The 7643-nt window shown below is 73.0% G+C and carries 6 protein-coding genes; 3 read left to right on the top strand and 3 right to left on the bottom strand.

What is annotated here, in order from left to right; translation table 11 throughout:
- Positions 1-90: 90 nt before the first annotated feature.
- The 3 genes from ACMA1D_RS31675 (at position 91) to ACMA1D_RS31665 (ending at position 2543) form a co-directional block, all read left to right on the top strand.
- The gene (locus ACMA1D_RS31675) at positions 91-627 is read left to right on the top strand and encodes a GNAT family N-acetyltransferase (protein ID WP_414727420.1); all 537 of its coding nucleotides are present in this window, start codon (positions 91-93) and stop codon (positions 625-627) included.
- A gap of 258 nt (positions 628-885) precedes the next feature.
- Positions 886-1290, top strand: coding sequence for a YciI family protein (locus tag ACMA1D_RS31670; protein ID WP_414727419.1), 405 nt, complete (start codon positions 886-888; stop codon positions 1288-1290).
- A gap of 41 nt (positions 1291-1331) precedes the next feature.
- Entirely contained in the window at positions 1332-2543 is a 1212-nt protein-coding gene (locus ACMA1D_RS31665) for an RNA polymerase sigma factor (protein ID WP_414727423.1), read from the top strand.
- Positions 2544-2633: 90 nt separating this feature from the next.
- On the opposite strand, the gene ACMA1D_RS31660 is transcribed toward ACMA1D_RS31665, so the two are convergent.
- The 3 genes from ACMA1D_RS31660 to ACMA1D_RS31650 are packed head-to-tail and all read right to left on the bottom strand — an operon-like array spanning position 2634 to position 7518.
- Positions 2634-4490, bottom strand: coding sequence for a hypothetical protein (locus ACMA1D_RS31660; protein ID WP_414727418.1), 1857 nt, complete (start codon positions 4488-4490; stop codon positions 2634-2636).
- A gap of 3 nt (positions 4491-4493) precedes the next feature.
- Positions 4494-5948: an ATP-binding protein gene (locus ACMA1D_RS31655; protein WP_414727422.1), complete on the bottom strand. Its 1455-nt coding sequence runs from the start codon at positions 5946-5948 to the stop codon at positions 4494-4496.
- Positions 5949-5970: 22 nt separating this feature from the next.
- Positions 5971-7518, bottom strand: a complete 1548-nt coding sequence (locus tag ACMA1D_RS31650) for an SCO6880 family protein (protein ID WP_414727421.1) — start codon at positions 7516-7518, stop codon at positions 5971-5973.
- Positions 7519-7643 lie beyond the last annotated feature (125 nt).

The raw sequence follows: 7643 nt of genomic DNA, 5'->3' as shown, positions 1-7643 counted from the left end.
GCCTTGTTGGGACCGTGGTCCCAACAAGGCTCTTTTTGCGTTGCCCAGAAAGTTCTGGAGAACGCTGCCGATGGCTGCGATGCTGTGGCCATGAACTACCTGGTCAGGGCCCTCAAGGGCGATGAATGGGCCGCGCTCAAGGAACTGCGGCTGGCCGCGCTCGCCGACCCGGTCGCCCGAATGGCCTTCGCGAGCACGTACGAGAAGGAAGCCCCGAAGCCGGACGCGTTCTGGCAGGAGCGGGCCGCACAGGGCGAAGCCGGCGTGACACAGAAGACCTTCGTCGCCGAGCCCACGGGCGGAGAGCCCGGCGCCCCGCAGCCGCTGGCCGGCATGGCCATCGTCCTCATCGAGCAGGACCAGAACCAGACCCACCTCGTCGGCGTCTACGTCCGCCCCGAGCACCGCGGCAGCGGCCTGGCCCAGCAGCTCTTCCAGACCGCGCTCGACTGGTCCTGGGAACTCCCCGCCTTCCCCGTCGAACGCGTACGCCTGTGGGTGCACGAGGACAACGCCCGCGCCCGCGCCTTCTACGCCGGCTTCGGCTTCACCCCGACCGGCAACACCATGGCCTACCCCAACCAGCCCGACCAGACCGAGTACGAACTGGCACTCAGCCGGCCCTGAGCCGGAACCTGAGCCCGAAGCGGTCGGGGCCGGGCCGGGTGCGGAAGCTCGTACCGGCGGAAGCCCGTACGTCCGAACCCGTACGCGCCACCCGCGGGCGAGGCGAGTGGAGTGCGAGTGGAGACGGAAGCTCGGGCTCCGCGGAGCCCGAGAAATTTCCTGAAGAAATTTCGGCCGGCCATGTCGAGAAGCCGTGGCCGGCTCCGTCCCCGGGGTGAGCGCGACCACAATGGTCGCACCCGGACCGAGGAGCCCACCATGGCCAAGTACCTGATGCTCAAGCACTACCGCGGCGCGCCGGCGATGGACTGCCCGCCCATGGACGAGTGGACGCCGGATGAGATCTCCGCCCATGTGCAGTTCATGCGGGACTTCGCGGCCCGGCTCGAAGAGTCCGGCGAGTTCGTCGACGCCCAGGGACTCGCCCCCGAAGGGACCTGGGTGCGCTACGACGGGCCGGGGCGCCCGCCCGTCACCGACGGGCCGTTCGCCGAGACCAAGGACCTCATCGCCGGCTGGATGCTCATCGACGTCGACAGCTACGACCGCGCCCTGGAACTCGCCGGCGAACTGTCGGCCGCCCCCGGCGTCGGCGGCAAGCCGATCTACGAGTGGCTTGAGCTGCGCCCCCTCCTCTCCGCGCCGCCCACCACCACGTCGTGACCACACCCGACGCAGCCGCCGGTACCGGGCCCGCAGCCGCCGTGGACGCGGCCCTGCTGCGGAGCCTCGTACCGGGCGTGCTCGGTGTCCTCGTCCGCCGCGGAGCCGACTTCGCGGCGGCCGAGGACGCCGTGCAGGAAGCCCTCATCGAAGCGCTCCGCACCTGGGCCCCCGGGCCCCGGGCCACCGCATCCGCCGGACCAGACGAAGGACCGGCGGGTGAGGCGACCGGAGCCGGCGGTCCCGTGCGGGACCCGAAGGGCTGGTTGGTCGCCGTGGCCTGGCGGCGGTTCATCGACGCCACGCGCGCGGACGCCGCCCGGCGCCGGCGCGAGGACCTCATCGAACAGCAGCCGGCGCCCGGCCCGGTGTCCGCGGCCGACGACACCCTCCGGCTCTACTTCCTCTGCGCCCACCCCTCGCTCACGCCGTCCTCCGCCATCGCCCTCACCCTGCGCGCCGTCGGCGGGCTCACCACCCGGCAGATCGCCCAGGCGTACCTGGTGCCCGAGGCGACCATGGCGCAGCGCATCAGCCGCGCCAAGCGCACCGTCTCCGTCGTGCGGTTCGACCGGCCGGGCGAGGTCGGCACCGTGCTGCGGGTGCTGTACCTGATCTTCAACGAGGGGTATTCGGGCGACGTCGACCTGGTCGCCGAGGCCATCCGGCTCACCCGGCAGCTCGCGTCGACCATCGACCACCCCGAGGTCGCCGGGCTGCTCGCGCTGATGCTGCTGCACCACGCCCGGCGCGCCGCCCGTACCGCGCCCGACGGCAGCCTGGTGCCGCTCGCCGAGCAGGACCGCGGCCGGTGGGACACCACGGTGATCGCCGAGGGCGTCGCGATCCTCCAGGCCGCGCTGGCCCGCGACCGACTGGGCGAGTTCCAGGCCCAGGCGGCCATCGCGGCGCTGCACGCGGACGCCCGTACCGCGGACGAGACCGACTGGGTGCAGATCGTCGAGTGGTACGACGAGTTGGAGCGGCTCACCGACAGCCCCGTCGTACGGCTCAACCGCGCGGTGGCCGTCGGTGAGGCCGACGGGGCGCGCGCCGGGCTCGCCGCCCTCGCCGCGCTGGAGGACACGCTGCCCCGCTACCGTGCGGTGGCCGCGTACCTGCACGAGCGCGACGGCGACCTGGTCACCGCGCGGCGGCTGTACGTCGAGGCCGCCCACCAGGCCCCCAACCTCGCCGAACGCGACCATCTGACGCGGCAGGCGGCCCGGCTCGGTGCCCGGCTGCGGTCGTGAACCGGGCGTAGGCCGGCCGTAGACCTGCTGGAGATCGGTCGCAGAGTGGGGCCGGTCGCCGGGTGAGAGGCGGCGGGGCGCCGGCCGGTCCTAGCCGACCAGGCTGGCGTGGGTGCGGGGCCAGCGGGTCCTGGCCTGTTCCGGGGAGCGCATCAGGGCCAGGGGTTGGAGGCCGCTGGCGGGGCCGTTCGCCACCACGTCCGGCAGGGCGGGGAACGGGGCGACGCCCGCGATGTCGTCCAGGACCAGGGTCAGCGGCGGGTCGAGCCGGCCGCCGGCGGAACGTTCGGCCAACCTGCGGGCCTGCTCCACGACGCCGGCGACCAACGCGGTGAGCAGCGGCATCGCCCCCGGCCGGTTCCGCGGGTCCTCCAGCGACTCGCCCACCACGTACAACGTCCCCCCCTCCGCGATGAAGCCTTCCAGGGCGAGCGCATCGGCCCGGCTGGCGCTACAGGCGTCCCTGATGTGGATCGAGGACAGCGCGCCGAGCGCCGTGGTGATCAGCTCCTGGGCCTGGTCCCGACGCTCCGGGTGGGCGGTGAGCGTCGATTCCAACTCGCCCGCCATGCCGCTGCTGGCCTTGGGGTTGGTACGGAGGACGCGCACCGGTTCGTGGGCCGCGGTGCCCTGCGCCCAGCGGTGCACCTGGCGGAACGGGCGGCCGTCCACGGCCGCCGCGTGCAGCCAGCAGCGCAGCAGGGTCTCGGCCGCGTCGGCCGTCGCCGATTCGATGAGCGATGCCGGGCGCACCGGGGCGAGCAGGGCCGTGGCCCGCGCTGCGGCCACCTCGCGCACCTCGCAGCCGCCGGCTGGGTTCCAGCGCAGCCGGGCCGGGGTGTCGAGCAGATGGGTGGGGTCGAAGACGTGCACCGGGCCGAGCTTGGCGCGGGTGCCCGCGGTCTCCGCCCAGAGCGTGGCGTCGCTGCTGGTCACGAGGGTCGGCCCGGCCGCGTCCAAGATCGCGTGAAGGGCGGCTTCCTGCCGGTCGGCGGCCGTCCCGTACCGCACCCGCGGCGGCTCGGCGCCCGGCCAGCCGGGCCCGCGCTGCGCCGGGACGCCGTGCACGGGCGTCGTGCCGTACGGGGTAGCCTGCGCGGTCAATGGCCCGGTCAATGGCCCGGTCGATGGGGCGGCCGGCGGTGGGGGCGTGTGCGGGGTGGCGGCCGGTTCGGCGACGGCGGCCGGTGCCGACTGGGGCGCCGGTGCCGATGGGGCCGTCGGGCCGCCGGGCTGGTGCTGTGCGTGCTCCTGCGGCTGCTGTTGCTGTGGCGCGACCCGGGGTGTGGGCTCGGTGTTCTGGCCGGTGCCCGGCGGCGGGAAGACGGCGGTGAAGTAGGCGGCCGGGTCGATGTGCGGGGCGGGGCCGGTCGGCTGCGGGGCAGGGGCGGGGGCCTGCGCGGTCGGGCCCCAGTGGGGCGACGGGTCGGTCGGTGCGGCCTCGACCGGGCCCGGTGCGTACGCGTCCGGGGGCTGCTCCGCGTGCGGTTGCTGCTCCGGGTGCGGGGCGGTGGGGCGCCGGTCGGCGTGGGGGTGGCGGGCGGCGTCCTGCTGGGCGGCGCGGACTGCCCGCCGGTCGGCGGCCCGTTGGGCGCGCACCAGGCGGTAGCGGGCGACGGTGCCGACCACGAAGACCGTGACCACCAGCAGGACGAGCAGTTCGCTGATGAAGATGCCCCAGAACAGGCCGTACCCGGACAGCTCGTCGGCCGGGGTGTGCGGCCAGGCGGTCGGCAGGTCGCCCGGGTCCTGGGCCAGGTGACGGATGGCGAGCGGGGTGCGGATGAAGGAGACGTTCGTCGGCCAACTGCCGTGCGCGAACTGCCCGGCGAGCCCGGTCGCCAGCCAGGCCAACAGGGTGATGCTGATCAGGAACAGCAGCGCGCCGACGAGCAGGCCGTCGGGAATGCCGCGCTCGGGCGCGCCGTCCCGCTTGGGTGCGGCCATGACCTAGGCCACCGTGGACTCGGACGACGCGCCGGACGCGGGGTAGCCGTAGGGCGCGTACGGCCCGTACGGCTCGTCGAAGCCCTCCTCCGCGAACCGCTGCTCGACGGCGGCGGCTGCCCTGGCCTCTGCTTCCGCTTCGGCCTCGGCGGCCAGTGCGGCGGTCATGGAGTCCTCGGTCATCGCCCGGTCGGTGTAGACCAGGGGCCGCTCGGCCTCGGTGATCAGGTGCTTGACGACCTGCACGTTGCCGTTGACGTCCCAGACCGCGATGCCGGGCGTGAGGGTCGGGATGATCTCCACGGCCCAGCGGGGCAGGCCGAGTACCCGGCCGGTGGCGCGGGCCTCGTCGGCCTTCTGGGCGTAGATCGTGCGGGTCGAGGCCATCTTGAGGATGGCCGCGGCCTCCCGGGCGGCGGCGCCGTCGACGACGTCGGAGAGGTGGTGGACGACGGCGACGAAGGAGAGGCCGAGCCGGCGGCCGAACTTCAGCAGCCGTTGGAAGAGCTGCGCCACGAACGGCGAGTTGATGATGTGCCACGCCTCTTCGACCAGGAAGATGCGTTTCTTGCGGTCCGGCCTGATCCAGGTGTGTTCGAGCCAGACCCCGACGATCGCCATCAGGATCGGCATGGCGATCGAGTTGCGGTCGATGTGCGAGAGGTCGAAGACGATCAGCGGCGCGTCCAGGTCGATGCCGACGGTGGTCGGCCCGTCGAACATGCCCCGCAGGTCACCGTCGACCAGCCGGTCGAGGACCAGCGCGACGTCCAGGCCCCAGGCGCGCACGTCGTCCAGGTCGACGTTCATCGACTCGGCCGACTCCGGTTCCGGGTGGCGCAGTTGCTCGACGATGTCGGTGAGCACCGGCTGCCGGTCGGTCACGGTCTCGTTGACGTACGCGTGCGCCACCTTCAGCGCGAAGCCGGAGCGCTCGTCCAGGCCGTGCCCCATGGCGACCTCGATGATGGTGCGCAACAGGGCGAGCTGGCCGGTGGTGGTGATGGAGGGGTCCAGCGGGTTGAGCCGGATGCCGCCGTCCAGGGCGGCCATCGGGTCGAGCCGGATCGGGGTGATGCCGAGCTGCTGGGCGATCAGGTTCCACTCGCCCACGCCGTCCTCGCCCTGCGCGTCCAGCACCACCACCTGGCGGTCGCGGAAGCGCAGTTGACGCAGTACGTACGTCTTTTCGAGGGCCGACTTGCCGTTGCCGGACTCGCCGAGCACCAGCCAGTGCGGGGCGGGCAACTGCTGGCCGTAGAGCTGGAACGGGTCGTAGATGTAGCCCTTCCCCGAGTAGACCTCACGGCCGATGATCACGCCCGAGTCGCCGAGCCCGGGGGCGGCGGTGGGCAGGTAGACGGCCTGGGCCTGGCCGGTGGAGGTGCGGACCGGCAGCCGCGTCGTCTCCACCTTCCCGAAGACGAAACTGGTGAAGGCCTCGGTGATGACGCCCATCGGATCGACCACGGCGCAACCCCTATCGTCGGATGCCGGTCGCGAACGGCAAGGTGTTCACGAAGGCCCGGTGGTGTTCACGATCGCACCACTCCAGCTTCAGGTAGCTCTTACCCGCGGAGGCGCGGATGGTGCGCTTGTCGCGGGCGAGCGCCTCGGGCGAACGCGAGGAGACCGTGATGTAGCCGACCAGATTGACCCCGGCCGCGCCGCTGGCCAGGTCCTCGCCGCGCTGGTCGAGACGGCCGTGAGCAGCGATGTCGCGGGGGTCGACGGTGCGGTTCATCTTGGCCTGCCGGCTGGCTTCGGCCTCGTCGTTGGTCTTCTCGGTCAGCATCCGCTCGATGGCGAGCTCGGTGGGCTCCAGGTCCATGCAGACCGCGACCGTACGGATCACGTCGGGCGTGTGCACCAGCAACGGGGCGAGGAAGTTCACGCCGACCGGGGTCATCGGCCACTCCTTGACCCAGGCGGTGGCGTGGCACCAGGGGGCGCGGGTGACGGACTCGCGGGTCTTGGCCTGGAGGTAGGTGGGCTCCATGGCGTCGAGCTCGGCCGGCCAGGCGTTGCGCTGGGACATGGCCTGGATGTGGTCGATCGGGTGGTCCGGGTCGTACATCGAGTGCACGAGCGAGGCGAGCCGGCTCTGGCCGAGCGGCTGGCGGACCCGGATGTCGGCCTCGGTGAGCCGGGCGCAGATGTCGGTGAGCTCACGGGCCATCACCACGGCGAGGCCGGCGTCGCGGTCGATGCGCTTGCCGCTGTGCCGGGACGCGCGGGCCATGGCCTGCCCCTCGGAGGCCAGCTCGCGGGTGTAGTGCATGCAGGCCACGAGGTAGGCCCGGTGCTGCTCGGACGAGGTGGAGACCATCGACTGGAGCTGGTCGTAGGAGTCCTTGAGCCAGTCGGGGGAGGACTGGTCGCCGCGGCGTTCGACGTCCTTGGCGTGCGCGTCGGGGTCGGCGGGGAGCGTACGGGCGAGCATCTGGAGCCGGGTGACGAAGCCGTCGCCGTTGGCCACGTGCTTGAGCAGCGTGCCGAACCGGTCGACCAGCGCCTCCTGGTCCTCGCTGTCGCGCAGGCCGACGCCCGGGCCCTCGATCTCGATGGCGGCGGTGACGGTGCGCCGGTCGGCGTGGAGCAGCACGGCGATCTCGTCGGGCCCGAACGGCGCCGCGAGCCAGTTGATGTGGCCGATGCCGGGCGGCGGGCCGATCTCGACCTCCCGCCCGTCGAGCTGGGTGCCGGCCTCGGCGGCGGCGGAGCGGTAGGTCGCGCCGCGGCGGAGGATGCGGCGGTAGGAACGGTTGATCTCGAACCACCTGTAGAACGTGCGGCCCCGGTACGGGACGTAGACGATGCCGAGGGCGAGCATGGGGAAGCCCACCAGGGTGACGATGCGCAGCATGAGGACGGGCACGAGCAACCCGCACATCATGCCGACGAAACCGCCCGCGATGATCAGGGCGATCTCGCCCGTCTCGCGGTTCTTGCCGACGATCGCGTTCGGGCGGGCCCGGCCGATCAAGTACGTACGGCGGGGCGCGATGGGGTGGGGCTGGGCCTCGATCGTCAACGCCGGTCACCTCCCGAAGTGTTGCTCGTACCGCTGGTGTTGCCGGCGCCGCGGCCCGGGCTGGGGGCGGCGCGCGGGGCGGGGGCCGGGGTCGCGCGGCCGGCGCCGCCGTCGCCGCC

Source organism: Streptomyces sp. 796.1, from assembly GCF_047525675.1.
In the GTDB taxonomy this organism is placed as follows: Bacteria; Actinomycetota; Actinomycetes; order Streptomycetales; family Streptomycetaceae; genus Streptomyces.
The sequence above is the reverse complement of the archived record's forward strand: the minus strand, read 5'-3'. Positions and strand labels throughout refer to the sequence as shown.